Origin of the sequence: Phreatobacter oligotrophus (assembly GCF_003046185.1) — a bacterium.
Taxonomy (GTDB): Bacteria; Pseudomonadota; Alphaproteobacteria; order Rhizobiales; family Phreatobacteraceae; genus Phreatobacter; species Phreatobacter oligotrophus.
In genome coordinates, this window is sequence record NZ_PZZL01000004.1 from 71817 (window position 1) to 96415 (window position 24599).

Consider the following 24599-nt stretch of genomic DNA (forward strand, 5'->3'; position numbering starts at 1 on the left):
CTCGTGGCGCACAAGCGACCGGCCCTCATGGCAGGGCTCCGGCCTGTGGTAGGTCCGGCCCAGGTCAGTCGCGCCGCCGGATGTATCGCACCCGTTGCACGCGGCGGACCCGGGCCACCAGCCAGATGCCCGGCAGGACGAGGAGGAGGTAGAGCGGCGCCAGCAATCGCAGCATGGCATAGCGACTGGCCGCCGGGTCCTCGAAACCGGCCGCGCTCACGCAGATGAGCCGGCGGCTGCGGGTGTGTCGATAGACGATTTCCGGGATCAGCGCGTCGCCGCAGGCGAGTTGCCTTGCGAGCGGGTGGTCCACCAGATGGGGCTGGTACCGCACGCCATAGGCGCCAGCGGCCCCGGCGATCGTGGCGGCGATCACCAGGACAAAAGCGAGAAGGATCATCCTGTCGGTCCAGCGCGCGGGTTCGGGGAGCGTCCGCACCCTTATGGAGTGAGAGCCGTCCAAGGCGCGGTTCGTCCGCAGGATCATGCCAACCATGAGCAGGCAGAGCGGCACGCTCAGAACGAGGCCGGACAGGATCGCGGCCTGCTGCCCGGCACCGCGATCGATCGCGCCCGACGCGTCGATGCACTCGATCCAGCTATCGAGGCCGCGGCGGCGCCCGAAGGTGGATGGATTGAAATCGAGTAGCAGGGTGCCGCCGTCTCCACACAGCAGCGTCGCGACGGCCGGGTTGGCCGTCATCAGGGCAGGATAGCTGCGCACGATCTGGCAGACCGCAAAGATCGCGAAGCCGTGGACGATGACCGACAGAACGAGCAGAAGAACGATCCGCGGCAGAAGCCCCAGGCGAGGCCCGTGGCCGGTCGTTCCCGACAGGATCCCCGGACTGATCCTGTCGCGATAGGTGGTCTCAATTCTCCAGCGATCGGGTATCAGGCTCATGGGAGCCGTTTGCCGCCCGCCTGTTTCGCCGGGATGTCACGCAGCGACCGCCCGTCTTGCCCGCCATCTGGCGCTCAGACAGCCGCCTTGATCTCGCTCCTGAGCTCGGCCCGCGAGAGCTTGCCCACCGGCGTCTTCGGCAGGCTGTCACGGAATTCGAGCCCCTGGGGCATCTCGTGCCGGCCGACCTTGTCCTTGAGAAAGGCCTGAAGCTCGTCGAGGCTGAAGGGCTTCGCGCCCTCGCGGAGGGTGACGAAGGCCTTCGCCGCCTCGCCGCGATAGGTGTCGGGCACGCCGAGGACGATGACCTCGCCGACGGCGGGATGCTCGTAGATCGCCTGTTCGATCATCTGCGGATAGACGTTGAATCCGCCGGAAATGATCATGTCCTTCTTGCGATCGACGATGAAGAAGAACCCGTCCTCGTCCATGTAGCCGATGTCACCGGTGAGGAACCAGTCATCGACATAGGAGGCGGCCGTCTCTTCCGGCTTGTTCCAGTAGCCGCGGGTGACATTCGGGCCGCGGATGCGGATTTCACCGACCTCGCCGGGCGGCAGGGTGCGCGCCGGGTCGTCGAGGGCGCAGATGTCCATCTCGAGCCCCGGCAGCGGCAGACCGATCGTGCCGGGCTTGGAGACGCCGAAATTCGGCACATTGGTGCCGGAGGGGGAGGTCTCGGTCATGCCCCAGCCGCCGGTCAGGCGGAAGCCGGCGCGCTGCTCGAAGCGGCGGGCGATCTCCACAGGCAGCGGTGCGCCGCCCGAGGCGGCGTAGATCAGCGAGGAGAGGTCCGCGGTGGCGAAGCGCGGATGGTTGACCAGCGCGATCCACATGGTCGGCACGCCCGGGAAGATCGTGGCCCGGCGCTTCTCGAAATCATCGAAGGTCTGGTCCGGATCGAAGCGCATGCGCAGCAGCAGGCAGGCGCCGCGGGTGATCTGCCGCAGCATGACGCTGGTCAGGGCGTAGATGTGGAACAGCGGCAGGACGAGGATGATCTTGTCCTTCTCGGGGTCGCCGGTGGGCAGCGCCGCCTGCCAGGCGTCATAGATCGACACCGCCGCGGTGATGTTCTTGTGGCTGAGCATCGCGCCCTTCGGCAGGCCCGTCGTCCCGCCGGTATACTGGAGCAGCGCCACCGTCTCCGGCTCCACCTTGGGCCAGCTGGCCGGCTCTGTCGCGCTCGCGACGAAAGCCGAGAAGGTGACGATGCGGGGATCGTCGGGGATCGGCAGGGTCGGGAGGCCGGACGGACCGAAATCGGCGTCCTCGGCGACGATGAGCCGGTCGATGAGCCCCTGCGCGTGCAGCTTCAGCGCCATGCCAAAGAGCGGCGCGATGTTCGACGTGACGAGGGTTCGCGCGCCGGAATCCTTCAGCTTGTAGGCCAGCACCCGCTCGGCATCGAGGGGCGAGAGATGGACGAGCCGGACCCCTGCCTTGCCCGCACCGAAGAAGGAAATCGGATGGGTCGGCATGTTCGGGAGGTACAGCGCGACGGTGTCGTCAGCGCCGAGCCCGGCCTGCAGCAGCGCTGAGGCAAACTGGCGGACACGCCGCCCCAGGTCCTCATAGGTGATGATCTGGTCGCGGAACTCGAACGCCGCTCGCGTGCCGAAGGTCGCGGTCGCCGTATCGATCAGGCTTCCGATCGTGCCGATGCGGATCGGCGTGTCCCAGCGGACGCCCGGCGGATAGGACTTTTCCCAAGCAAACGGCCTGGATGCCATGCGCATTCCTCCCTCTCGGTCGCATGACTGCGACCTCGGACCTGCCGCTGGAGTTTGCTCTCTTGATGCGGCCGGTCGCGTCTGCGTCTCAGCGCAGCGCCAACCTTTGTCCGTCGAAAACGGTCGGTTTGCAATTCAGTCCTGCGAGGGACAGCGTGGCGCAAAGCCGGGCGGCGGCATTGGCATTGGACAGGGGACCCGCCACCAGCCGCAGCTCGACCGCAGCCCCCGGCCGCGCGCCTTCCTGGATGGCGACGACGGGGCGCAGGCCCTCCAGCACCGGGCCGTGCTGGGCGCGCAACTGCTGCCAGCGGCTGCGCAAGGCCTCGATGGATTGCTCACCCGCCAGATCGACGCCGAACTCCGTGCGGATCGCCGTCGAATCCTGCGCTTCCGGTCCCTGGGTCGCAGGCGCTGGCGCAGCAGGCGCGGCCTGGGGGGGCGGGCCAGCGGCCGGGGAGGGGGTCGGCACGGGCGCCATCGCCGGAGCGGCGGTCGCGGCGGCTGGCGGTTCAGCAACCGGCGGCGCCGTGGGGATGACCCGCACGGCCCGTTGCAGCGGAACCGGGTCCGGGCGGGCGGGTTCGACCCGCGGCGGCTCTGCGCGGGTGGCCTCGGTGCGCGGGATGGAGGCGGTCACATCGCCGACGCTGCGCTCGACACTCGCGAGACGGTCGGCGAGGGCCTCTCGCTCTGCGTTCAGCACCCGCACCTGATCGGCGAGGCGGCGCGTCTCATAGAGCAGCAGCGTATCGGGGGAGGCCGGACGCGGCGGTTCGGCGCGGGCAAGTTGCACCGGCGGCGGGGTGGGGGCGAGGAGCTTGGCGATGCGCTGGCTGCCGGTCTCGGTGCGGGCGCCGAGCACGGCCGCGCCGACGAGAAACATGGCGACGCCAGCCCAGACCATCAGCGAGGACAGGCCACGCCGCGGCGCCTCGTCGGTCAGACCGTCGAGTTTGACCGGCGTCGGCGGTGGGTCCGTGTCGCGCTTGGCCTGCAGCATGGCCCCTCAGCTTTCGCTGATTCGACCGTGCCCCGTCCATCGAAACGGCAGCCTAGCCGCCGGCGCGACGCGAAATTTTCGAGTGTTTCGAGACGTTTCGGCTCAGCCGCGGCCACGATAGGGCGCAACGCCCTGGTCGGGGATCCACACGCCGGCCGGCGGCGTTCCCGTCTGCCAGAACACGTCGATGGGAATGCCGCCACGCGGGTACCAGTAGCCGCCGATCCGCAGCCAGCGCGGCCCGAGCAGGTCGCGCAGGCGCTTGCCGATGGCCACCGTGCAGTCCTCGTGGAACGCGCCGTGGTTGCGGAACGAGGTCAGGTAGAGCTTCAGCGACTTCGACTCGACCAGCCACTGGTCCGGCACATAGTCGATGACGAGATGCGCGAAGTCCGGCTGCCCCGTCACCGGACAGAGCGAGGTGAATTCCGGCGCGACGAAACGCGCGACATAGTCGGTGTCGGGATGGGGGTTCGGCACGCGGTCGAGCTCGGCCGCCTCGGGCGAGGCGGGGATGTCGACGGTCTTGCCCAGTTTCAGGTCGGTCATCGTGTCAGGTCCCGTGAGGGGCGCGTGATAGCAGATCGCCCCGCGCCGAGGGAAATGGCTGGTGAGGTGGTGCGACAGCTACGCCGCCGACGGCCGGGCCGATCAGCCCAGCCATGCCGCAGGCCCCGGCTTGAACCGCCCGTGCCATGCTGTAGAAGGCCCTGACTTCCCCCGCCGCCAGGACAGAGGCCGCCATGACCGCCATCGTCGACATCATCGCCCGCGAAATCCTCGACAGCCGCGGCAATCCGACGGTGGAGGTCGATGTGCTGCTGGAGGACGGCTCGCGTGGCCGCGCCGCCGTGCCCTCGGGCGCCTCGACCGGCGCCCATGAGGCGGTTGAGCTGCGCGACGGCGACAAGAAGCGCTATCTCGGCAAGGGCGTCGGCAAGGCCGTCGACGCCGTCAACGGCGAGATCTTCGACGCCCTGTCCGGCCTCGACGCCACCAACCAGGTGCAGATCGACACGGCGATGATCGCCCTCGACGGCACCGAGAACAAGGCGCGCCTCGGCGCCAACGCCATCCTCGGCGTGTCGCTCGCCACCGCCCGCGCCGCCTCGATCTCGCGGGAGCTGCCGCTCTATCGCTATGTCGGCGGCGTCTTCGCCCATGTCCTGCCCGTGCCGATGATGAACATCGTCAATGGCGGCGCCCATGCCGACAATCCCATCGACTTCCAGGAGTTCATGGTCATGCCGGCGGGGGCCAAGACCTTCGCCGAAGCTGTGCGCATGGGCTCGGAGGTCTTCCACACCCTGAAGGCCGCCCTGAAGGCCGACGGCCACAACACCAATGTCGGTGACGAGGGCGGCTTCGCCCCGAACCTCAAGTCGGCGCAAGCCGCGCTCGACTTCGTCATGACCGCCATCGACAAGGCCGGCTACAAGGCCGGCGAGGACATCGTGCTGGCGCTCGACTGCGCCGCCACCGAGTTCTTCAAGGACGGCGCCTATGTCTACGAGGGCGAGCGCAAGACCCGCGACCCCAAGGCCCAGGCCAAGTACCTCGCCAAGCTGGTCGGCGACTATCCGATCGTCTCGATCGAGGACGGCATGTCGGAGGACGACCTCGAGGGCTGGAAGATCCTCACCGACCTCATCGGCAAGAAGTGCCAGCTCGTCGGCGACGACCTCTTCGTGACCAACACCAAGCGCCTGTCCATGGGCATCGAGACCGGCCTCGGCAACTCGATCCTCGTCAAGGTGAACCAGATCGGCACGCTGACCGAGACCCTCGCGGCCGTCTCCATGGCGCACAATGCCGGCTACACCGCCGTCATGTCGCATCGCTCCGGCGAGACCGAGGACTCGACGATCGCCGATCTCGCGGTCGCCACCAATTGCGGGCAGATCAAGACCGGCTCGCTCGCCCGCTCCGACCGCACCGCCAAGTACAACCAGCTGATCCGCATCGAGGAAGAGCTGGGTCCGCAGGCCCATTATGCCGGCCGCCGGGCGCTGAAGATCCGCGCCTGAGCTTTTGCTCGGCTCTGAAGATCGGAACGGCGGGCCAAAAGCCCGCCGTTTCCGTTTCGGGGCCGGGGAGGGGCCTGTCAGGTGCGCCGCTCGCCCGGCGCATCGCCGGAACTGCCCTTGCCGCCGGTGGCCGGCGGAGCGGCCTCGGCAGGAGCGCGTCCCGGCGCCGTCGAGCGGCCGGCGCCCCCGGACTGGCCGGGGGTGAGCGAGCGTCCGGTATTGCCGGCATCGGGCGAGGCTCCGCCATCGGCCGGGGTGAAGCGGCCGAAGGTGTTGAGCATGGCCTGGAAGGTCGAGACGGTTTCCGCGACATAGGCGACCGAGACGCCGCCATCGAGGTCGACGTCCCATTCGAGGACGAGATCACCGTCGCGATCGAGATAGGCCTTGGCGAAGCGCTTCTCGTAGTTCCAGGCGTTGACGAAGGCGAGGGTGAAGCGCTCGTTGCGGCGGAACAGCGTCCGGTACTGGATCGACTGGCAGCCGCCGTCGTTGCACGAATAGAAATGCACCGACGTCCGCAGCCCGCTGATCTCGGTGGTCAGCCGCGTGCGGTTGTTGTCGGTGGTGATCTCGGCGGGGTTGCCGCGCTCCCGCAACACCGCCGCCATCTGGCGCGGCGAGATGCGCCCGATCGTCAGTGTCTCCTGCTCGCGCGGGTTCCGCTTCTGGGCCTGCGCTTCGCCCAGCGGCAGCGCGGCAAGGAGGGCGCAGAACGCGATGACGGTGGAACGGACAGGCATCGGTCTCTCCTCGTGACATGGCGTCTGGGTTCGCGAACGCCAGCCTCCGCACCCGCTATTGCAGAACGTCCCCTCGCTGGCACCCGCCATATTGCGTAAGCACGTCGCAGGCGTGAAGGCCATGCCCGCGACAACGAAGGAAGGCGCGCCGGGATCCGCCACCCTCCCACATGGATGCCCTGCGGGATGCGCCATTGTGCAGGTGCGAGAAGCCCGCGAGGGTCGGGGCGATGCCGTCCTTCCTGTCGAGCCTTCCGCCGCGCACCCTCGCCCTCGCTGCCATGGCGCTGGCGGTCACCATCTATGGCGGCCAGTTCGTCTCGGTGCGCTGGGGGCTGCAGCAGGGACTGTCGGCCTATGACATGGCGGCGCTGCGCTTCATCTTCGCCGGAGCGGTGATGCTGCCGTTCTTCCTGCGCGCCGGCGTCGGCAGCTGCGCCGGGCTCGGCTGGCGCAAGGGCCTCATCCTCGGCATCACCGGCGGCGTGCCGCTGACGGTCATTTCCAATATCGGCCTCAACTATGCCCCGGCCGCCCATGCCTCGGCGATCCAGCCGGGCATGGTCGCGGTCACCGCGACGACGCTCGCCTATCTCGGCATGCGCGCGCGCATTCCCGCAGGCGCGGCCATCGGCTTCGCCATCGTCCTGTCGGGGCTCGCCGCCATCGCCATTGCCGGCTCGACCGGCCTGCAGGGCGCCATGACGCTGTTCGGTGACGTGCTCTTCGTCCTCTGCGGCATCGGCTGGGGTGTGTTCACCTGGCTCTGCGGCCGCTGGATGGTGCCCTCGGTTACCGGCGCGGCGGTTGTCTCGGTGCTGTCGGCGGCGACCTTCCTGCCGGCCTATGTCCTGTTGCTGTCGCCGGGATTGGGGGCCGTCGCCTGGCCCATCATCCTGTTCCACGGCATCAACCAGGGCATCCTCAACATCGCCATCGGCCTGCTGCTGTGGACCTACGGCACCCGCACGCTCGGCGTTGCGCTCGCGGCGCGTTTCCCGCCGATGATCCCGGTCCTCGGCACACTGATCGGCATCCCCGCCCTCGGCGAGGTGCCGAGCCCGCTCGCAGCCTTGGGCGTCGCCGGCATCGTCACCGGCCTGCTCGTCGCGGCCATGGCCGGCACGGGTCGCCCATCGCCTTCAGCGCCGGTTAACCGTCCCGAAACCGCGACGCGCGCATGATCGCGTCATGGTCGTGCGCACGAGACGTCAGCGAATCCTTCAGGCGATGGGGCTCTATGCCGTCGCGGCGGCGCTGATCGCCTATTTCGGCTTCCACGCCTATCACGGCGAACACGGCATCCACGCCAAGCAGCAGTTCCTCGGCCAGATCGAGGACCTGAACGGCCAGCTCGCCGTCCTCCGCAAGGAGAAGACGGAGGTCGCGCGCCGGGTCGCCCTGCTGCGCTCCGATGCCATCGACCCCGACATGCTGGACGAGCGCGCCCGCGAGATCCTGAACTTCGCCGATCCGCGCGACCTCGTTCTGGTGATGCGGCGTCGCTGAGCGCTCGTGAACCGAATATTGGTTGATGGTCGGCTCTGAACCGTTTTCAGGTTAAGCCCCTGATTGCGCTGCAATGCCAATGGTTTGTGCGGTGCACAACGTCATGCCCCCCTCTCTTTGCAGCGTCGCATTCAACCGCTACATCTGATGCAGCATCCGAATGCGAAGGGGACACCGATGGCTGCAACCCGGACCAAGACGGCACCGGCCGCCGCGAAACCGGCGGCGAAGGCGGCGGTCAGCAAAGCGGCGGCCGGAAAGGCCGCGGCCAGGGCTTCCGGCAAGACGCCTCTGCTCACCCGCGACCAGGAGCTCTCCGCCTATCGCGAGATGCTGCTGATCCGCCGCTTCGAGGAGAAGGCCGGCCAGATGTACGGCATGGGCCTCATCGGCGGCTTCTGCCACCTCTACATCGGCCAGGAAGCCGTCGTGGTCGGCATGCAGATGGCGTCCAAGCAGGGCGACCAGGTCATCACCGGCTATCGTGACCACGGCCACATGCTCGCCACGGGCATGAGCGCCAACGGCGTCATGGCCGAGCTCACCGGACGCCGCGGCGGCTATTCGCGCGGCAAGGGCGGCTCGATGCACATGTTCTCCGCCGAGAAGCACTTCTACGGCGGCCACGGCATCGTCGGCGCGCAGGTCTCGCTCGGCACCGGCCTCGCCTTCGCCAACCGCTACCGCGGCAACGACAACGTCTCGCTGACCTATTTCGGCGACGGCGCGGCCAACCAGGGCCAGGTCTACGAGAGCTTCAACATGGCCGCGCTCTGGAAGCTGCCGGTCATCTACATCATCGAGAACAACCGCTACGCCATGGGCACGGCGGTGACCCGCGCCTCGGCGCAGACGGACTTCTCGAAGCGCGGCCTGTCCTTCAACATCCCCGGCGAGCAGGTCGACGGCATGGACATCCGCGAGACCTACGCCGCCGGCCTGCGCGCCATGGAATGGTGCCGCTCCGGCAAGGGCCCCTACATCCTGGAGATGCAGACCTACCGCTATCGCGGCCACTCCATGTCGGACCCGGCCAAGTACCGCTCGAAGGACGAGGTGCAGAAGATGCGCACCGAGCATGACCCGATCGAGCAGGTGCGCGAGCGACTCCTCAAGGACTGGAAGGTCTCGGAGGACGAGCTGAAGGCGATCGACGCCAGCGTCCGCGACATCGTCGCCGAGAGCGCGGAATTCGCCACCAACGATCCCGAGCCGGATCCGTCCGAGCTGTGGACCGACATCCTGAAGTGATCTGGCCCGGCCGCGGCAGACGCGGCCGCCTCCGCCGGGCCCCGAGCCGGCGCCACCTGTTCCTGACCTCCTGATCGGAAGCCATCCATGCCTGTCAACATCCTGATGCCGGCGCTGTCGCCCACGATGGAGAAGGGCAATCTCGCCAAGTGGACCAAGAAGGAAGGCGACAAGGTCAAGCCCGGCGACGTCATCGCCGAGATCGAGACCGACAAGGCCACCATGGAGGTCGAGGCGGTGGACGAGGGCATCCTCGCGAAGATCCTCATCCCCGAGGGCTCGCAGGACGTCGCCGTCAACGAGATCATCGCCGTGCTGACCCAGGAGGGCGAGGACGCCTCCGCCGGCAGCGCACCGGCGCCGGCCGCCAAGGCCCCGCCGGCCCCGGAGGCTGCCCCGCCGGCGGCTCCCGCCGTGGTCGCTTCTGCGGCCCCGGTGGCCTCTGTCGCTGCCGATCCGGACGTGCCGGCCGGCACCGAGATGGTCACCATGACCGTCCGCGAGGCCTTGCGCGACGCCATGGCCGAGGAAATGCGCAAGGACGACGCCGTCTTCGTCATGGGTGAGGAGGTCGCGGAGTACCAGGGCGCCTACAAGATCACGCAGGGGCTGCTGCAGGAGTTCGGCGCCCGCCGGGTAATCGACACGCCCATCACCGAGCATGGCTTCGCCGGCATCGGCGTCGGCGCGGCCTTCACTGGTCTGAAGCCGATCGTCGAGTTCATGACCTTCAACTTCGCCATGCAGGCGATCGACCAGATCATCAACTCCGCCGCCAAGACGCTCTACATGTCCGGCGGCCAGATGGGCTGCCCCATCGTCTTCCGCGGGCCGAACGGAGCCGCGGCGCGCGTTGCCGCCCAGCACAGCCAGGACTATTCGGCCTGGTACTCGCACATTCCCGGCCTCAAGGTCGTCGCGCCCTACACGGCCGCCGATGCCAAGGGCCTGCTCAAGGCCGCGATCCGCGACCCCAACCCGGTCATCTTTCTCGAGAACGAGATCCTCTACGGGCAGAGCTTCGAGGTGCCGAAGCTCGATGACTTCGTCCTGCCCATCGGCAAGGCGCGCATCCACCGCCCCGGCAAGGACGTGACGATCGTCTCCTGGTCCATCGGCATGACCTACGCCACCAAGGCGGCGGCCGAGCTCGAAAAGCTCGGCATCGACGCCGAGGTGATCGACCTGCGCTCGCTGCGCCCGCTCGACACCGAGACGATCGTCGCCTCGGTGATGAAGACCGGCCGCCTGGTCACGGTCGAGGAGGGCTGGCAGCAGTCCGGCGTCGGCGCCGAGATCACCGCCCGCGTGGTCGAGCGCGCCTTCGACTATCTCGACGCGCCGCCCGCCCGCGTCTCCGGCAAGGACGTGCCCATGCCCTATGCCGCCAACCTCGAGAAGCTGGCGCTACCGTCGGTGGCCGAGGTCATCGAGGCGGTGAAGTCCGTCACCTACAGCTGAGGCACCCATGCATCGCGCAGACCTGCCTGATGTTGTCGTGAAGGCGTTGGATGAGCTGGGCGGCACCGGAACGGTTGTCGAAGTCGCGAAGCTTATCTGGCGTGACCACGAGGACGAGCTTCGCGCATCTGGTGATCTATTCTTCACGTGGCAGTATGAGACGCGATGGGCGGCTCAGCGGTTACGCGACCTTGGCAAGCTGTCCTACGGCCGTCGCGGCGGTAAGGGCGTTTGGCAGTTGAAGAAATGACGGCGCCCTTCGAAGCCCTCGCCATCCCGCCGGCCGCCCTCGAGAATGGCGGCGTCGAGATCCTGCGCGCCGGCATCGTCGAGGGGGGCCTGCACATTTCGGTGCGCCGCGCCTTCGACGACGCCCAGGCCTGGGGCATGGTCCTCGCCGACATTGCCCGCCATGTCGCCCGCATCCACGCCATGGAGACGGGCGCCTCCGAGGACCTGACCCTCGACCGCATCCGCAACATGCTGGATGCCGAACTCGACAGCCCGACCGATCCGGGCACCACCACAGCCATCAGTTGAGGAGGGGAGCTTGCTCGGGTTCTGCAATACGCTCTCCGTCATGCCCGGGCTTGTCCAGGGCATCCACGACTTATCTTCTCGCGACGTGTTCAAGTCGTGGATGGCCGGGACAAGCCCGGCCATGACGCGGTTCGAGCGCCCTGCGACCATCCCTTCCGCCGCCTGACATCGAGGCCGCCATGCCGATCGACATCCTGATGCCCGCGCTGTCCCCGACCATGGAGAAGGGGAACCTCGCCAAGTGGCTGAAGAAGGAAGGCGACGCCATCAAGGCCGGCGACGTCATCGCCGAGATCGAGACCGACAAGGCCACGATGGAGGTCGAGGCGGTGGACGAGGGCATCCTCGCCAAGATCATCGTCCCCGAGGGCTCGCAGGACGTGCCGGTGAACCAGCTCATCGCCGTGATTGCCGGTGAGGGCGAGGATGTGAAGGCCGCCGCCGGCGGGGCAGGGGCCTCGAAGCCCGCCGCTGCCGCCCCGGCCGCTGCCGCACCGGCTCCGGCCAAGGCGGAGCCGGCGCCGGTTGCTGCCGCGGCGCCTCCGCCGGCCCCTGCCAGCATCGCCCAGGCCGCCTCCGGCCTCCGCCTCTTCGCCTCGCCCCTTGCCAAGCGCATTGCCAAGCTTGAGGGCATCGACCTGTCGAAGGTCGCCGGCACCGGCCCGCATGGCCGCATTGTCGAGCGTGACGTGAAGTCGGCGCTCGCCGGCGGCACGGCCAAGGCGGCCCCGGCGCCGGCCGCGGCTGCCGCTCCCTCCGCCCCGAAGCCTGCGCCGGTCGCCGGTCCTTCGGACGAGCAGGTCAAGAAGCTGTTCGAGCCCGGCTCCTTCGAGGAGATCCCGCACGACAACATGCGCAAGGTCATCGCCCGTCGCCTCACCGAGGCGAAGTCGACGATCCCGCATTTCTACCTGACTCTCGACTGCGAGCTCGATGCGCTCCTCGCCCTGCGCGAGCAGATCAACAAGGGCGCGCCGCTGACCGATGGAAAGCCGGCTTACAAGCTCTCGGTCAACGACATGATCATCAAGGCGCTCGCCATGGCGCTGCGCGCCGTGCCGGATGCCAATGTCACCTGGACCGATGGCGCGATGCTCAAGCACAAGCACGCCGATATCGGCGTCGCCGTGTCGATCCCGGGCGGCCTCATCACCCCGGTGGTGCGCGATGCCTGCCACAAGCCGCTCTCGGTCATCTCCAACGAGATGAAGGACCTCGCGGCGCGGGCCCGCAATCGCAAGCTGAAGCCCGAGGAATACCAGGGCGGCTCCTCGGCTGTGTCCAATCTCGGCATGTTCGGCATCAAGGACTTTGCCGCCGTCATCAACCCTCCGCACGCCATTATCCTGGCGGTCGGCGCCGGCGAGAAGCGCATCGTCGTGAAGAATGATGCGCCGGCGGTGGCGACCGTGATGAGCGTCACGCTCTCCACCGACCACCGCGCGGTGGACGGGGCGCTGGGTGCCGAACTGCTCTCGGCCTTCAAGGGCTATGTCGAGAACCCCATCAGCATGCTGGTGTGAGGCGGGCGATGGGCTCGCGGTTGACCCTCGTGTCCATCGTGGTGGCAACCCTCGCCATGGCCTCATCGTTCTTCCAGAGCTTCAACTACTCGCGCAACCTCGACGTCGTGCAGCGCAACGTGCTGCGCGGCGAGTATCTGAGGACCTGCCGGGACATCATCGACGCCTATTTCCAGATCCGACTGCGGGCCATGGCCATGCACGAGGCCCATGCGGCGCGCGGAACGGAAGCGGTCGATGCCATGATGCGCCGGGACGCCGAGGCCAATGTCTTCAAGTTCGGCGCGCTCGGCACCTTCCTCGCCAATTTTCGGGATGACGCGGTCCGCCAGCGCTACACCGAGCTCTCCTGGAAGCTCCTCGCGATCGTCCGCGATACCTATGCCCAGCCGCGCGAGCCCTTCGACAAGGCCTATGCCGAAGCCGATGGCCTGTTCGGCGAGATGAACGAGGACTGCGCCCGCACGGCGCGCCTCATGTTCCTGTGAGATCGACCCACGAAAGGCGTCATCCATGTCCAGCTACGACATCATCGTCATCGGCGGCGGCCCCGGCGGCTATGTGGCGGCCATCCGCGCGGCGCAGCTCGGCTTCAAGACGGCCGTGGTCGAGCGCGAGCATCTCGGCGGCATCTGCCTCAACTGGGGCTGCATCCCCACCAAGGCGCTGCTGCGCTCGGCGGAGATCTATCACTACGCCACCCACGCCAAGGACTACGGCCTGACGCTGAACGGCACGATGAGCGTCGACATGGGCGCGGTGGTGAAGCGCTCGCGCGGCATCTCCGCCCAGCTCAACGGCGGCATCGGCTTCCTGATGAAGAAGAACAAGATCGACGTCATCTGGGGCGAGGCCAAGGTCGCCAAGGTCGGCCAGGTCGTCGTCTCGGCGCCGTCGAAGCCCGCCGTCCAGCCGCAGACCCCGCCGCCGAAGGGCACGCTCGGGGCCGGCACCTATCCGGCCAAGCACATCATTGTCGCCACCGGTGCGCGGCCGCGCGTGCTGCCGGGCATCGAGCCCGACGGCAAGCTGATCTGGACCTATTTCGAGGCGATGAAGCCCGAGGCCATGCCGAAGAGCCTGATCGTCATGGGTTCGGGCGCCATCGGCATCGAGTTCGCCTCCTTCTACCGCACCATGGGCGCCGAGGTGACGGTGGTCGAGGTCCTGCCGCAGATCATGCCGGTGGAGGATGCCGAGATTTCGGCGCTTGCCCGCAAGCGCTTCGAGAAGCAGGGCATCAAGATCCTCACCTCCACCAAGGTGACGAAGGTCGAGAAGGGCGCAAGCAGCGTCACGGCGACGCTCGAGGACGAGAAGGGCGCGAAGCAGACCCTCACCGCCGAGCGGCTCATCTCCGCCGTCGGCGTCGTCGGCAATGTCGAAGGCCTCGGCCTCGAGGCGCTCGGCGTCGGCTTCGACCGCGGCACCATCAAGACCGACGGCCTCGGCCGCACCAATGTCGCCGGCATCTATGCCATCGGCGATGTCGCCGGCCCGCCGATGCTCGCCCACAAGGCAGAGCACGAGGGTGTCATCTGCGTCGAGACCATCAAGGGCCTCCACACCCACGCGATGGACAAGCTGATGATCCCCGGCTGCACCTATTGCCACCCGCAGGTGGCCTCGGTCGGCCTCACCGAGGCCAAGGCCAAGGAAGCCGGCTACAGCCTCAAGGTCGGCCGTTTCCCCTTCATCGGCAACGGCAAGGCCATCGCGCTGGGCGAGCCGGACGGCCTGGTGAAGACCATCTTCGACGCCAAGACCGGCAAGCTCATCGGCGCCCACATGATCGGCGCCGAGGTGACCGAGCTCATCCAGGGCTTCGTCGTCGCGATGAACTGCGAGACGACCGAGGAAGAGCTCATCCACACGGTCTTCCCGCATCCGACCCTGTCGGAAATGATGCACGAGAGCGTCCTGGACGCTTATGGCCGGGTGGTCCACACCTGAGGCGACAGGACCGTTGTCCGCAGGACTCCGGTCCCGTCACGGTCTGTGACGAGCGTCCGCACCAGGGGGCGATGGCCCAAAAGAAAAGGCCGGCGTGCAGCCGGCCTTTTGCATTCTAAAGCCTGTCGGCCGCGTCAGCTGGTGACAGTCGTGCCCGACGGCAGAACGATGGCGGTGGACCCCACCGGCACGCGGTTGAACAGGTCGATGATGTCCTGGTTCATGAAGCGGATGCAGCCAGACGACACCTGCGTGCCAATGGTCCAGGGCTCGATCGTGCCGTGCAGGCGATAGAGCGTGTCCTGGTCGCCGCGATAGAGATAGAGCGCACGGGGGCCGAGCGGGTTCTCAGGCCCCGGCGGCAGGCCGCCGGCATAGGGGCCGTAGCGCTCGGGCTCGCGGCGGATCATGTCGCGGGTCGGGGTCCAGCGCGGCCAGGCAGCCTTGCGGCCGATGCGCGCGATGCCGGTGAGGTTGAAGCCCTCTTCCTTGCCGACACCAACGCCGTAGCGCATGGCGCGGCCGCCCTCGAGCACGAGATAGGCGTAGCGGGAGGTCGGATCGACGACGATCGTGCCGGGATATTCACGGCCGCGATAGGGAACCTCGCGGCGCCACCAGCGCTCGTCGACCTGCGACAGGTCGATGGCGGGAACCGGATAGGGCTCGCCCGGAACCTCGCCATACATGGCCGTGTAGTAGGGGTCGAAGCGCGGGGTCTCGACGGCCAGCTCCTCGCGCCGCGTGGCGCAGGCACCGAGGATGAAGGGAGCCCCCAGGACGAGGAAACGTCGGTCGATCGTCATCATACGCCTCTGAACAGCGAGCCGGCCGATTGGTTCCGCGCCTCGTCCAAGGCCCGGCCACGCCGTCTCGTATGGAAATCAGGACCGGGTCGTTAGCACCGGGGGCCGGCGCGATACATGACGAAACCGTGAGACGGGGGCGTTGCGGCGGCGACTGTTGCCGCACTGCACCACCCACGGCCCAGGAACGCGCACGCCCCACACCAACCGGGGCCGGATCATGGCCGAAAGTGGTTAATTCCCGGCTACCGGACTGCTCCGCGCGGTCACAAGCTCGCGAACAGATCGTATTCCGAGGCGCGGTCGATCTTCACCGTGAGGAGGTCGCCCACGGCGAGTCGGCGCTTGGTGTGGATGAAGACGGAGCCGTCGATTTCCGGCGCATCGCCCTTGGACCGCGCCTTGACCACGGTCGGGCCGACCTCGTCGACGATCACCTGCTGGCGCGTGCCGACCTTGCGCTTGATCCGGCGGGCCGAAATCTCCGCCTGCTTCTTCATGAAGCGGTTCCAGCGCCGGTCCATGACCTCGGGCGGCACATGGCCGGCAAGGTCGTTGGACGTCGCGCCCGCGACCGGCTCGTATTTGAAGCAGCCGACGCGATCGAGGCCGACCTCGTCGAGCCAGTCGAGCAGGAACTCGAATTCCTCCTCGGTCTCGCCGGGGAAGCCGACGATGAAGGTCGAGCGGATGGTGAGGTCCGGGCAGATCTCGCGCCAGCGACGGATGCGCTCGGCCGTCTTCTCCTGATGCGCCGGCCGCTTCATCCGGCGCAGAACGTCGGGATGGGCGTGCTGGAAGGGAATGTCGATGTAGGGCAGCACCTTGCCCTCGGCCATCAGCGGGATGACCTCGTCCACGTGCGGATAGGGATAGACATACTGGAGGCGCACCCAGACGCCGAGTTCGCCCAACGCGGTCGCAAGGTCGAGGAACTTCGTGCGCCAGGTGCGGTTGCGCCACTGGCTCTCCGCATATTTGACGTCGATGCCATAGGCGGAGGTGTCCTGGCTGACGACGAGGATCTCCTTGACCCCGGCCGCCACCAGCTTCTCCGCCTCGCGCATCACCTCGCCGAGCGGGCGGGAGACAAGGTCGCCGCGCAGCTTCGGGATGATGCAGAAGGTGCAGCGGTTGTTGCAGCCCTCGGAAATCTTCAGATAGGCGTAGTGGCGCGGCGTCAGCTTGATGCCCTGCGGCGGCACGAGATCGAGGAACGGGTCGTGCTTCGGCGGGGCGGCCTCGTGGACGGCGGCGAGCACGCTCTCATATTGCTGCGGGCCGGTGATCGACAGCACGCTCGGATGCACCGCGCGGATCTGCTCGGGCTCGGCGCCCATGCAACCCGTGACGATGACGCGGCCGTTCTCCTTCAGGGCATCGCCGATGGCAGCGAGGCTCTCGGCCTTGGCCGAATCGAGGAAGCCGCAGGTGTTGACCAGTACCAGGTCCGCGCCCTGGTGGCTGCGCGACAGCTCATAGCCTTCGGCGCGCAGGCGCGTGATGATCCGCTCGGAATCGACCAGCGCCTTCGGGCAGCCGAGCGAGACGAAGGAGATCTTCGGAGCGGCGCGATCCTCGCGCGGCGGTGCGGCGGTGTCGGTCATCGGGGTTCTCGGGACGGGCAGGGGCCGCCAATAGGCGAAAGAGCGGCGATCGACAAGGAAAACCGCCCGGATTGATGCGGATCAGCGCGCCCTCCGGCGGCCTGATGCAAGGTCCACGGCAGGCGAACGTGACACGCCCTGCCGCGATCTGAACGAAACCGAACCTCTCGGTTCATCATGCGTTCAAATGCCACGGCGCAGCATCACGCCGTCGATCTCAAGGAGGATCTCATGGACCGTCGTGTTTTCTTCGGCACCCTGGCCGGCGGCGTCGTCGCCGCGGGCGCCCTCAGCTCCGCCGCCATGGCCGCTCCGGTTGCCGCGGCTGCTGCCACCCCTGCCGCAACGCCGGCCGGCGCCCCCCTCGAAATGCAGTGGGGCTATGGTTATGGCTACGGCCCGGGTCCCGGCTGGCGCCGCCGCCGCTACTACCGGCCCTATCGCCCCTATGGCTTCTACGGCCCGCGTCCCTTCCGCCCGGTGCGCCGCTGCTGGATCAACCGCTGGGGCGAGCGCGTCTGCCGCTTCTGACGGCCGCCATGGCCTGAACACCGACCCCGTCGCCACCTGGCGGCGGGGTCTTTCGTTGCAGGCAATCCCCCATGGACACGGCCTGACGTCGCCACGTTGACGCCCCGGCCCGCCGCGCCCTAGACAAGCGCTCGCCGCGCGCGATGCGGATGGGTGGCCGAGTGGTTTAAGGCAGCGGTCTTGAAAACCGCCGTGGGTGCAAGCTCACCGTGAGTTCGAATCTCACCCCATCCGCCACGGCGCAGCGGGCAACCCCGCCTCAATCCACGGTTAATGGCCGCATAACCATCATCGGGCAGGATGATGGCAACGTCACGAATTCGTCCCATTTGCCACCACACTGGCGCATCGGGACGGCGTCGGCTAAGGATGCCGAAGCGGAGCGGGCTGGTCCCGCGCAGCATGGAGCGACCAGCTTGAACTCTTCGGCGATCGGCGAGGGCCTGCGCGTGTCCGTTTCCGCCATGGGGATGCGCCATCGCGTCCTGGCTTGCACGGCGCTCTGCGGCCTGGGGCTCGCGCTCGGGGGCTGCAACAGCCAGACCGCTTCGTCCGGCGGTCCCGTTGACCGGTTCAATTCCCAGTATGGCGTGAGTTCGAGCCCGCGCGTCGTCGCCGACGGCGAGTCCGTTCCGCGGGGCGGCGGCGTCTACCGCGTCGGCCGGCCCTATCGCGTCGCCGGCCGCACCTACACGCCCTTTGAGAAGCGCGAGGGGCACACCGAATCGGGCATCGCCTCCTGGTACGGGCGCCAGTTCCATGGCCGCCTCACCGCCAATGGCGAGGTCTATGACATGAACTCGCTGTCGGCCGCGCACCGCACCATGCCGATGCCGAGCTATGCCCGCGTCACCAACCTGACCAATGGCCATTCGCTTATCGTCCGCGTCAACGACCGCGGCCCGTTCCATGGCAACCGCGTCATCGACCTGTCGCACCGCGCCTCGCACCTCCTCAATTTCCGCGGTCAGGGCCTCGCCCGCGTCCGCGTCGAATATGTCGGCCGCGCGCCCATCGAGGGCTCCGATGACCGCATGCTGCTGGCGACCCTGCGCACCGACGGTTCGCCGGCGCCGCGTCCGGTGGGCGGCGCCCCCGCCACCATGATCGCCTCGGCCGCGCCGCAGACCGTGCCGGATCCGGCTCCGCGCCCGGCGCCTGCCGCCGCCACGACGCCGGTCGCCATTCCCGTCGCCGCGGCCCCGCTGCCCGCGCCACAGGAACAGCCCGCCCAGGGCTTCGCCTTCTTCCGCCAGGATACGACTGCCGCCCCCAGCGCTCCCGGCGCCGTCAATCCTGACCTCGTTCAGCCCAATCCCTTCGCGCCGACGCCCGCACCGGTCGCTGCTGCACCGGTCGCGGCTTCCGCCCCGATCACCATGGCCTCGGCGCCGTTGCCGATGGAGCGTCCGGGCCTGCGCGAGGCCGTGCCCGCCGCGCCCGTCGCCACCACGGTCGTCGCCCGGTCCAACGCGCCGGCGCAGGTCGCCCCGGCAACGGTGACCGTCGTCGCGACGCCGGCCCCGACCGCCGCGCCCCAGCCGTCCGCCCCCGTGCTCGCCACGGCCTCGTCGCGGCCCGTCACCGTGCCGGCGGCCAACGCCTTCGCGCCGCCGCGGCCCGCCGCACCGGCGATTGCCGCCATGCCGGGCGGCGCTCCGGTCCGGGCTTCGCTCGGCTTCGGTTCGCTGTACTGACCCAGCTTGATTTCGTGTCGCGCCCGCCCCATCCATGGGGCGGGAGGAGTGCCATCGTGAGCCTGCGACTCGCCTTGACGACGCTTGCCGTCGCCGTTTGGGCTGTGGCCACCCCAGCGGCGGCTCAGGACAATTTCCAGACCACCGTCCGCAATGCCATCCTTTTCGACGTGGGCACCCAGTCCGTGCTCTTCGAGAAGGCGGCCGATGAGCTGCAGGCCCCGGCCAGCCTCGCCAAGCTGATGACCATGGCGGTCATCTTCGAGGAACTGCGGCAGGGCCGGCTTCGCCTCGACCAGGAGGTCGTCATCAGCGAGGACGCTTGGCGGCGGGGAGGGGCCCCGTCGCGCACCTCCTCCATGTATGCGGCCGTGAACTCCCGCGTGAAGGTGCAGGACCTGATGCGCGGCGTGGTCATCCAGTCCGGCAACGACGCCTCCATCGCGCTCGCCGAGGCCGTTTCGGGAACCGAGGCCAATTTCATTCCCGTGATGAACAGCCGCGCCCGTGCCCTCGGGCTGACGCGCTCTGTCTTCCGCAATTCCACCGGTCTTCCCGATCCCGAGCAGCGCTCAACGGCCCGCGAGATCGCGCGGCTCGCCGACCATATCATCCGCGCCCATCCCGAGCACTACGGCCTCTACGGCGAGCGCGAGTTCACCTGGGGCGGCATCCGCCAGCAGAATCGCAACCCGCTGCTCGGCACCTATCCGGGCGCCGACGGCCTGAAGACCGGCTATATCGAGGAGGCTGGCTTCAACCTCGCGGGCTCGGCGGTGCAGAACGGCCAGCGGCTCATCGTCGTCGTCATGGGCGCCCGATCGCTGCAGGAGCGCTCCAACGAGGCCCGCAAGCTGCTGGACTGGGGCTTCCGCTCCTTCGAATTGCGCGACCTCTTTCAGGAAAATGAGATGATCGGCGATGTCGCGGTCTTCGGCGGCTCCCAGGGAACGGTTCCGGTGACCGCCGGCAAGCCGGTGCGCCTCCTCCTGCCGCGCGGCCAGTCCGACCGGGTCACCGCGCAGATCGTCTATCGCGGCCCCGTGCGCGCACCGGTACGCCAGGGCGCCGAGGTCGGCATGCTGCGCGTCCTGCGCGGCAGCCAGGTGGCGCTGGAAGTTCCTGTTTTTGCCGCGGCCGATGTCGGCACCGGCACGCTCAGCCAGCGCGCCCTGCAGGGTGCCTGGGAGCTCGCCACCGGCTGGATCCGCACCGGGACCGCGCGTCCGTGACCGAACCGGCGCCGACAGCGACCGCGCGCGGCCGTTTCATCACGCTGGAAGGCGGGGAGGGCGCGGGAAAGTCGACGCAGGCGCGGCGCCTTGCCGCCTTCCTCGAGCAGAAGGGCATCGAGGTCGTGCTGACGCGCGAGCCCGGCGGCTCGCCGGGCGCCGAGGTGCTCCGCCATGTCCTGCTCGCCGGTGGCGCCGAGCCCTTCGGCCCCGAGGCCGAGACCATGCTCTTCGCCGCGGCCCGCCGTGATCATCTCGACGTCACCATCCTGCCGGCGCTGACCCGCGGCGCCTGGGTGATCTGCGACCGTTTCGCCGATTCCACCCGGGTCTATCAGGGCCATGCGGGACGCGTACCGATGGACCTTGTCCTCGCCATCGAACGCGTGACGGTCGGTGAGAACCGGCCGGACCTCACCCTCATCCTCGACCTGCCGGCGAAGGTGGGCCTTGCCCGCGTGGCGAGCCGCGGCAATGCAGCCGACCGCTTCGAGAAGGAAGGCGTCGCCTTCCACACCAAGCTGCGCCAAGGCTTCAAGGCCATTGCCCGGGCCGAGCCGGAGCGGTGCCGGCTCATCGATGCCTCGGCCGATGCGGATGCCGTGACCGAGGCGATCCGCGCCGCGGTCATCGAGCGCTTCGACATCGGCGCACGGCTGGTGGCCTCATGATCGAGGAGAATGCCGCCGACCGGCTGGACGGCGCGCCGCATCCGCGCGAGCGCACCATCCTCATGGGCCACCATGAGGCGGAACGGCAGCTGCTCGACGCCTATCGCGGCCCGCGCATGCACCATGCCTGGCTGATCGGCGGGCCGGAAGGCATCGGCAAGGCCACACTCGCCTACCGTTTCGCCCGGTTCGTCCTCGCCCATCCGCGCCCCGATGCCATCCCCCCGTCGACCCGGGACCTTGCCGTTGCCGCGGATCATCCGGTGGCCCGGCGCATCGTCGCTGGCTCCCATCCCGATCTCCTGGCGCTCCGCCGCATTGCCGCGCCAGGCAAGGACAAGATCCCGCAGGACATTTCCGTCGACGCCATGCGCGAGATCGTCCGCTTCTTTGGCTCGACGGCGGGCGAGGGGGGCTGGCGCATCTGCATCGTCGACGCCGCCGACGACCTCAACCGCTCCAGCGCCAACGCGCTGCTGAAGCTCCTGGAGGAGCCGCCGCCGCGCTCGCTCTTCCTCATCCTCGCCCATATGCCCGGTCGGCTTTTGCCGACCATCCGCTCGCGCTGCCGCGTGCTCTCGCTGGCGCCGCTGACCCCGGAGGAGATCGCCGAGGGTCTCGGCACCTTCGACGACATCCGCCTGCCCACGGACGAGGCCGCCCGCATCGCCGCCCATGCCGACGGCAGCCTGCGGCGGGCGCTGGAACTCGCGGAAGGCGCGCAGGACGGCTTTGCCGGAGAGGTCGAGCGGCTGCTCGGCGCCTTGCCCGAGCCGGATCCGATGGCCATCCACGCCCTCGGCGACAAGCTCGCGCGGCGCGACGATGCGCTCTTCGACCTGTTCCTGCGCATGGTCTTCAACCACGTTCACGGCGAGGTTCGCCGCGCTGCGGGCGAGGGGGCGCGTCGCCTTGCACCCCATGCCGAGGTATGGGAGAAGGTCGAGGCTACCGCGGCGCAGGTGCGCACGTTCAACCTCGAACGCAAGCCCTTCGTTTTCCAGGTTTTCGGCTGGCTTGCCGAGGCCGGCCGGCGGCACGCCTGACCCCGGATCGCCATTACCGCCATGTCGAAGCAACGCTTCTACGTCACGACCGCCATTTCCTATCCGAACGGCGCCCCGCATATCGGCCACGCCTACGAGGTCATCGCGACCGACGCGATCGCCCGCTTCATGCGCGCCGACGGCCGCGACGTCTTCTTCCTCACCGGCACCGACGAGCATGGCCTGAAGATGGTCCAGACCGCCGAGCGCGAGGGGCTGACGGCCCGCGCCTTGGCCGACCGCAACTCCGACCGGTTCCGCGCGATGGCGCAGGCGCTGGCCATCTCCAACGACGACTTCATCCGCACCACCGAGCCGCGCCATTACACGGCGAGCCAGGCGATCTGGGAGCGCATGGTCGCGGCCGGCGACATCTATCTCGGCGGCTACGAGGGCTGGTACTCGGTCCGCGACGAGGCCTTCTACAACGAGGACGAAACCTCGGTGAATGCCGAGGGCGTGCGCGTCGGAGGGCAGGGGACACCGGTCGAGTGGACCAAGGAGGAGACCTATTTCTTCCGCCTGTCCAAGTACCAGGACAAGCTGCTGGCCTTCTATGAGGCCAATCCCGACTTCGTCGGCCCCGACACGCGCTTCAACGAGGTCATCAGCTTCGTGAAGAGCGGGCTCACCGACCTTTCGGTGTCGCGCACCACCTTCGACTGGGGCGTGCCGGTGCCCGGCGCCGACGGCCACGTCATGTATGTCTGGGTCGACGCGCTGACCAACTACATCACCGCCGCCGGCTTTCCCGACGAGAGCAACCCGCGCTGGGCCTTTTGGCCAGCCGACCTCCACGTCATCGGCAAGGACATCGTCCGCTTCCATGCCGTCTACTGGCCGGCCTTCCTGATGTCGGCGGGCTTAGCCCTGCCGAAGCGCGTCTATGGCCACGGCTTCCTGTTCAACCGCGGCGAGAAAATGTCGAAGTCGCTCGGCAATGTCGTCGATCCCTTCGGGATGGCCGAGACCTATGGCGTCGATGCCATGCGCTACTTCCTGCTGCGCGAAGTGGCCTTCGGCAATGACGGCTCCTATTCGCACGAGGCCATCGTCGCCCGCACCAATGCCGACCTCGCCAACGACATCGGCAACCTCGCCCAGCGGTCGCTGTCGATGATCGCCAAGAACTGCGACGGCGTTCTGCCGACGCCCGGGCCCTTCACCCCCGAGGACGAGGCGATCCTCGCCGCTGCCGACGGCATGCTGGCGATCTCGCGCGAGGCCATGGCGAGCCAGCAGATCCATCGCTGGCTGGAGGCCGTCTGGGCGGTGGTTGGCGAGGCGAACCGCTATTTTGCCGCGCAGGCGCCCTGGGCGCTGCGCAAGACGGACCCGGCTCGCATGGAAACCGTGCTCTATGTCACCGCCGAGGTGATCCGGAAGGCGGCAATCCTCGCGGCGCCCGCGATCCCGCTCGGCGCGCCGAAGCTGCTCGACCTCCTGGCCGTGCCTGAGGACGCCCGCGATTTCGCCGCGCTCGACACCCGCCTGGTGCCCGGAACGGCGCTACCGCCGCCGGTCGGCGTGTTCCCGCGCTATGTCGATGCGGAGCCCGCGGCCTGATGTGGGTCGACAGCCATTGTCACCTGGACTTCCCGGAGCTCGCCGCCGACCGGCAGGGCCTGATCGGCCGTGCGGTCGACGCGGGCCTGAAGGCCATGGTGACGATCTCGACCCGCGTGCGCCGCTTCGATGGCATCCGCGCCATTGCCGAGGCCCATGACGGCATCTGGTGCTCGGTCGGCACCCATCCTCACAATGCCCATGAGGAGCTCGACGTCACCGCCGAGGATCTCGTGGCGCTCGCGGGCCATCCCAAGGTCATCGCCATCGGCGAGGCCGGGCTCGACTGGTTCTACGACAAGTCGCCCCGCGAGGCGCAGGAACAGGGCTTCCGCACCCATATCGCCGCCGCGCGGGCGAGCGGACTGCCGCTCGTCATCCACGCGCGCGAGGCCGACGCCAAGGTCGCCGACATCCTGACCGAGGAAATGGGGAAGGGGGCCTTTGCCGCCGTTCTCCACTGCTTCACCGGCTCGCGAGAGCTGGCCATAACCGGCATCGAGCTCGGCCTCTACGTGTCGTTCTCAGGCATCGCCACCTACAAGAGCGCCCAGAACCTGCGCGATCTCGCCCGCGAGTTGCCGGTCGACCGCATCCTCGTTGAAACCGACGCGCCATACCTCGCGCCGGGCAAGTTCCGCGGCAAGACCAACGAGCCGTCCTACGTGGTGGAAACCGGCAAGGTGGTCGCCGAGGCCGTCGGCCTGACGCCCGAGGAGATGGCGCGGCAGACGACGGCGAACTTCTACCGGCTTTTCGCCAAGGCCGATCCGCTCCAGCGCCTTTCGGCCTGAGG

At 68.4% G+C, this 24599-nt stretch carries 24 protein-coding genes and 1 tRNA gene; 18 read left to right on the forward strand and 7 right to left on the reverse strand.

The features are described from left to right. Positions 1–64: 64 nt before the first annotated feature. The 4 genes from C8P69_RS10130 to queF all read right to left on the reverse strand — a co-directional run bounded on the left by C8P69_RS10130 (position 65) and on the right by queF (position 4189). Positions 65–904: a hypothetical protein gene (locus C8P69_RS10130; protein WP_108176725.1), complete on the reverse strand. Its 840-nt coding sequence runs from the start codon at positions 902–904 to the stop codon at positions 65–67. Positions 905–978: 74 nt separating this feature from the next. Further along, positions 979–2637 (reverse strand): dicarboxylate--CoA ligase PimA, encoded by a 1659-nt coding sequence (gene pimA / locus C8P69_RS10135; protein WP_108177480.1) that lies wholly within the window; start codon positions 2635–2637, stop codon positions 979–981. Between the two features lie 88 nt (positions 2638–2725). Then, positions 2726–3640, reverse strand: a complete 915-nt coding sequence (locus tag C8P69_RS10140) for a hypothetical protein (protein ID WP_108176727.1) — start codon at positions 3638–3640, stop codon at positions 2726–2728. Between the two features lie 102 nt (positions 3641–3742). Further along, on the reverse strand, positions 3743–4189 hold the full coding sequence (queF, locus tag C8P69_RS10145; protein WP_108176729.1) for a preQ(1) synthase: 447 nt from the start codon (positions 4187–4189) through the stop codon (positions 3743–3745). A 194-nt stretch (positions 4190–4383) separates the two neighbouring features. Here queF and eno point away from each other — a divergent pair, with 194 nt between their 5' ends. Next, the gene (eno, locus tag C8P69_RS10150) at positions 4384–5667 is read left to right on the forward strand and encodes a phosphopyruvate hydratase (protein WP_108176731.1); all 1284 of its coding nucleotides are present in this window, start codon (positions 4384–4386) and stop codon (positions 5665–5667) included. A gap of 77 nt (positions 5668–5744) precedes the next feature. On the opposite strand, the gene C8P69_RS10155 is transcribed toward eno, so the two are convergent. Continuing rightward, positions 5745–6410, reverse strand: a complete 666-nt coding sequence (locus C8P69_RS10155; RefSeq protein ID WP_170118200.1) for a YbjN domain-containing protein — start codon at positions 6408–6410, stop codon at positions 5745–5747. A gap of 230 nt (positions 6411–6640) precedes the next feature. Between C8P69_RS10155 and C8P69_RS10160 the strand changes: the two genes are divergently transcribed. The 9 genes from C8P69_RS10160 (at position 6641) to lpdA (ending at position 14647) form a co-directional block, all read left to right on the forward strand. Then, positions 6641–7594, forward strand: coding sequence for a DMT family transporter (locus tag C8P69_RS10160; protein WP_170118201.1), 954 nt, complete (start codon positions 6641–6643; stop codon positions 7592–7594). A 7-nt stretch (positions 7595–7601) separates the two neighbouring features. After that, positions 7602–7919, forward strand: a complete 318-nt coding sequence (locus C8P69_RS10165) for an FtsB family cell division protein (RefSeq protein ID WP_108176737.1) — start codon at positions 7602–7604, stop codon at positions 7917–7919. A 177-nt stretch (positions 7920–8096) separates the two neighbouring features. Beyond that, on the forward strand, positions 8097–9170 hold the full coding sequence (pdhA, locus tag C8P69_RS10170; RefSeq protein WP_108176739.1) for a pyruvate dehydrogenase (acetyl-transferring) E1 component subunit alpha: 1074 nt from the start codon (positions 8097–8099) through the stop codon (positions 9168–9170). Between the two features lie 87 nt (positions 9171–9257). Next, the gene (locus tag C8P69_RS10175) at positions 9258–10631 is read left to right on the forward strand and encodes a pyruvate dehydrogenase complex E1 component subunit beta (protein ID WP_108176741.1); all 1374 of its coding nucleotides are present in this window, start codon (positions 9258–9260) and stop codon (positions 10629–10631) included. 7 nt (positions 10632–10638) lie between these two features. Further along, complete coding sequence (locus C8P69_RS10180) at positions 10639–10881, forward strand: hypothetical protein (protein ID WP_108176743.1); 243 nt, start codon at positions 10639–10641, stop codon at positions 10879–10881. Then, positions 10878–11171: a DUF5076 domain-containing protein gene (locus C8P69_RS10185; RefSeq protein WP_108176745.1), complete on the forward strand. Its 294-nt coding sequence runs from the start codon at positions 10878–10880 to the stop codon at positions 11169–11171. Before C8P69_RS10180 ends, C8P69_RS10185 begins: the two co-directional genes overlap by 4 nt. A gap of 179 nt (positions 11172–11350) precedes the next feature. After that, on the forward strand, positions 11351–12694 hold the full coding sequence (locus C8P69_RS10190) for a pyruvate dehydrogenase complex dihydrolipoamide acetyltransferase (protein WP_108176747.1): 1344 nt from the start codon (positions 11351–11353) through the stop codon (positions 12692–12694). An 8-nt stretch (positions 12695–12702) separates the two neighbouring features. After that, entirely contained in the window at positions 12703–13182 is a 480-nt protein-coding gene (locus tag C8P69_RS10195; RefSeq protein WP_108176749.1) for a hypothetical protein, read from the forward strand. 25 nt (positions 13183–13207) lie between these two features. Beyond that, complete coding sequence (gene lpdA / locus C8P69_RS10200) at positions 13208–14647, forward strand: dihydrolipoyl dehydrogenase (protein ID WP_108176751.1); 1440 nt, start codon at positions 13208–13210, stop codon at positions 14645–14647. Between the two features lie 134 nt (positions 14648–14781). On the opposite strand, the gene C8P69_RS10205 is transcribed toward lpdA, so the two are convergent. Both C8P69_RS10205 and rimO read right to left on the reverse strand, forming a co-directional pair. Then, complete coding sequence (locus C8P69_RS10205) at positions 14782–15453, reverse strand: L,D-transpeptidase (protein WP_108177482.1); 672 nt, start codon at positions 15451–15453, stop codon at positions 14782–14784. 266 nt (positions 15454–15719) lie between these two features. Beyond that, the gene (gene rimO, locus C8P69_RS10210; protein ID WP_108176753.1) at positions 15720–17060 is read right to left on the reverse strand and encodes a 30S ribosomal protein S12 methylthiotransferase RimO; all 1341 of its coding nucleotides are present in this window, start codon (positions 17058–17060) and stop codon (positions 15720–15722) included. 231 nt (positions 17061–17291) lie between these two features. Here rimO and C8P69_RS10215 point away from each other — a divergent pair, with 231 nt between their 5' ends. From C8P69_RS10215 to C8P69_RS10250, 8 genes are all read left to right on the forward strand, one after another. Continuing rightward, positions 17292–17591, forward strand: a complete 300-nt coding sequence (locus tag C8P69_RS10215; protein ID WP_146167316.1) for a hypothetical protein — start codon at positions 17292–17294, stop codon at positions 17589–17591. Between the two features lie 147 nt (positions 17592–17738). After that, positions 17739–17828, forward strand: a tRNA-Ser gene (locus tag C8P69_RS10220). 179 nt (positions 17829–18007) lie between these two features. Then, a complete protein-coding gene (locus tag C8P69_RS24440) occupies positions 18008–19288 on the forward strand; it encodes a septal ring lytic transglycosylase RlpA family protein (protein ID WP_281260039.1) in 1281 nt (426 codons plus the stop codon). A 53-nt stretch (positions 19289–19341) separates the two neighbouring features. Next, positions 19342–20520 carry a D-alanyl-D-alanine carboxypeptidase family protein gene (locus C8P69_RS10230; protein ID WP_108177484.1) on the forward strand — a complete coding sequence of 393 codons (1179 nt, stop codon included), beginning with the start codon at positions 19342–19344 and terminating at the stop codon, positions 20518–20520. After that, entirely contained in the window at positions 20517–21191 is a 675-nt protein-coding gene (gene tmk / locus C8P69_RS10235) for a dTMP kinase (protein WP_170118202.1), read from the forward strand. Before C8P69_RS10230 ends, tmk begins: the two co-directional genes overlap by 4 nt. Further along, a complete protein-coding gene (locus tag C8P69_RS10240) occupies positions 21188–22237 on the forward strand; it encodes a DNA polymerase III subunit delta' (RefSeq protein ID WP_108176759.1) in 1050 nt (349 codons plus the stop codon). Before tmk ends, C8P69_RS10240 begins: the two co-directional genes overlap by 4 nt. Before the next feature lie 21 nt (positions 22238–22258). Continuing rightward, positions 22259–23803 (forward strand): methionine--tRNA ligase, encoded by a 1545-nt coding sequence (metG, locus tag C8P69_RS10245; RefSeq protein WP_108176761.1) that lies wholly within the window; start codon positions 22259–22261, stop codon positions 23801–23803. Beyond that, positions 23803–24597, forward strand: a complete 795-nt coding sequence (locus C8P69_RS10250; protein ID WP_108176763.1) for a TatD family hydrolase — start codon at positions 23803–23805, stop codon at positions 24595–24597. The genes metG and C8P69_RS10250 overlap by 1 nt, the downstream gene beginning before the upstream one ends. The last annotated feature ends 2 nt before the right edge of the window (positions 24598–24599 follow it).

Bases quoted from the DNA above. Each gene is read 5' to 3' on its own strand.
- C8P69_RS10130 (WP_108176725.1), bottom strand. From the start codon at position 904: ATGAGCCTGATACCCGATCGCTGGAGAATTGAGACCACCTATCGCGAC.
- pimA (WP_108177480.1), bottom strand. From the start codon at position 2,637: ATGGCATCCAGGCCGTTTGCTTGGGAAAAGTCCTATCCGCCGGGCGTC.
- C8P69_RS10140 (WP_108176727.1), bottom strand. From the start codon at position 3,640: ATGCTGCAGGCCAAGCGCGACACGGACCCACCGCCGACGCCGGTCAAA.
- queF (WP_108176729.1), bottom strand. From the start codon at position 4,189: ATGACCGACCTGAAACTGGGCAAGACCGTCGACATCCCCGCCTCGCCC.
- eno (WP_108176731.1), top strand. From the start codon at position 4,384: ATGACCGCCATCGTCGACATCATCGCCCGCGAAATCCTCGACAGCCGC.
- C8P69_RS10155 (WP_170118200.1), bottom strand. From the start codon at position 6,410: ATGCCTGTCCGTTCCACCGTCATCGCGTTCTGCGCCCTCCTTGCCGCG.
- C8P69_RS10160 (WP_170118201.1), top strand. From the start codon at position 6,641: ATGCCGTCCTTCCTGTCGAGCCTTCCGCCGCGCACCCTCGCCCTCGCT.
- C8P69_RS10165 (WP_108176737.1), top strand. From the start codon at position 7,602: ATGGTCGTGCGCACGAGACGTCAGCGAATCCTTCAGGCGATGGGGCTC.
- pdhA (WP_108176739.1), top strand. From the start codon at position 8,097: ATGGCTGCAACCCGGACCAAGACGGCACCGGCCGCCGCGAAACCGGCG.
- C8P69_RS10175 (WP_108176741.1), top strand. From the start codon at position 9,258: ATGCCTGTCAACATCCTGATGCCGGCGCTGTCGCCCACGATGGAGAAG.
- C8P69_RS10180 (WP_108176743.1), top strand. From the start codon at position 10,639: ATGCATCGCGCAGACCTGCCTGATGTTGTCGTGAAGGCGTTGGATGAG.
- C8P69_RS10185 (WP_108176745.1), top strand. From the start codon at position 10,878: ATGACGGCGCCCTTCGAAGCCCTCGCCATCCCGCCGGCCGCCCTCGAG.
- C8P69_RS10190 (WP_108176747.1), top strand. From the start codon at position 11,351: ATGCCGATCGACATCCTGATGCCCGCGCTGTCCCCGACCATGGAGAAG.
- C8P69_RS10195 (WP_108176749.1), top strand. From the start codon at position 12,703: ATGGGCTCGCGGTTGACCCTCGTGTCCATCGTGGTGGCAACCCTCGCC.
- lpdA (WP_108176751.1), top strand. From the start codon at position 13,208: ATGTCCAGCTACGACATCATCGTCATCGGCGGCGGCCCCGGCGGCTAT.
- C8P69_RS10205 (WP_108177482.1), bottom strand. From the start codon at position 15,453: ATGACGATCGACCGACGTTTCCTCGTCCTGGGGGCTCCCTTCATCCTC.
- rimO (WP_108176753.1), bottom strand. From the start codon at position 17,060: ATGACCGACACCGCCGCACCGCCGCGCGAGGATCGCGCCGCTCCGAAG.
- C8P69_RS10215 (WP_146167316.1), top strand. From the start codon at position 17,292: ATGGACCGTCGTGTTTTCTTCGGCACCCTGGCCGGCGGCGTCGTCGCC.
- C8P69_RS10240 (WP_108176759.1), top strand. From the start codon at position 21,188: ATGATCGAGGAGAATGCCGCCGACCGGCTGGACGGCGCGCCGCATCCG.
- metG (WP_108176761.1), top strand. From the start codon at position 22,259: ATGTCGAAGCAACGCTTCTACGTCACGACCGCCATTTCCTATCCGAAC.
- C8P69_RS10250 (WP_108176763.1), top strand. From the start codon at position 23,803: ATGTGGGTCGACAGCCATTGTCACCTGGACTTCCCGGAGCTCGCCGCC.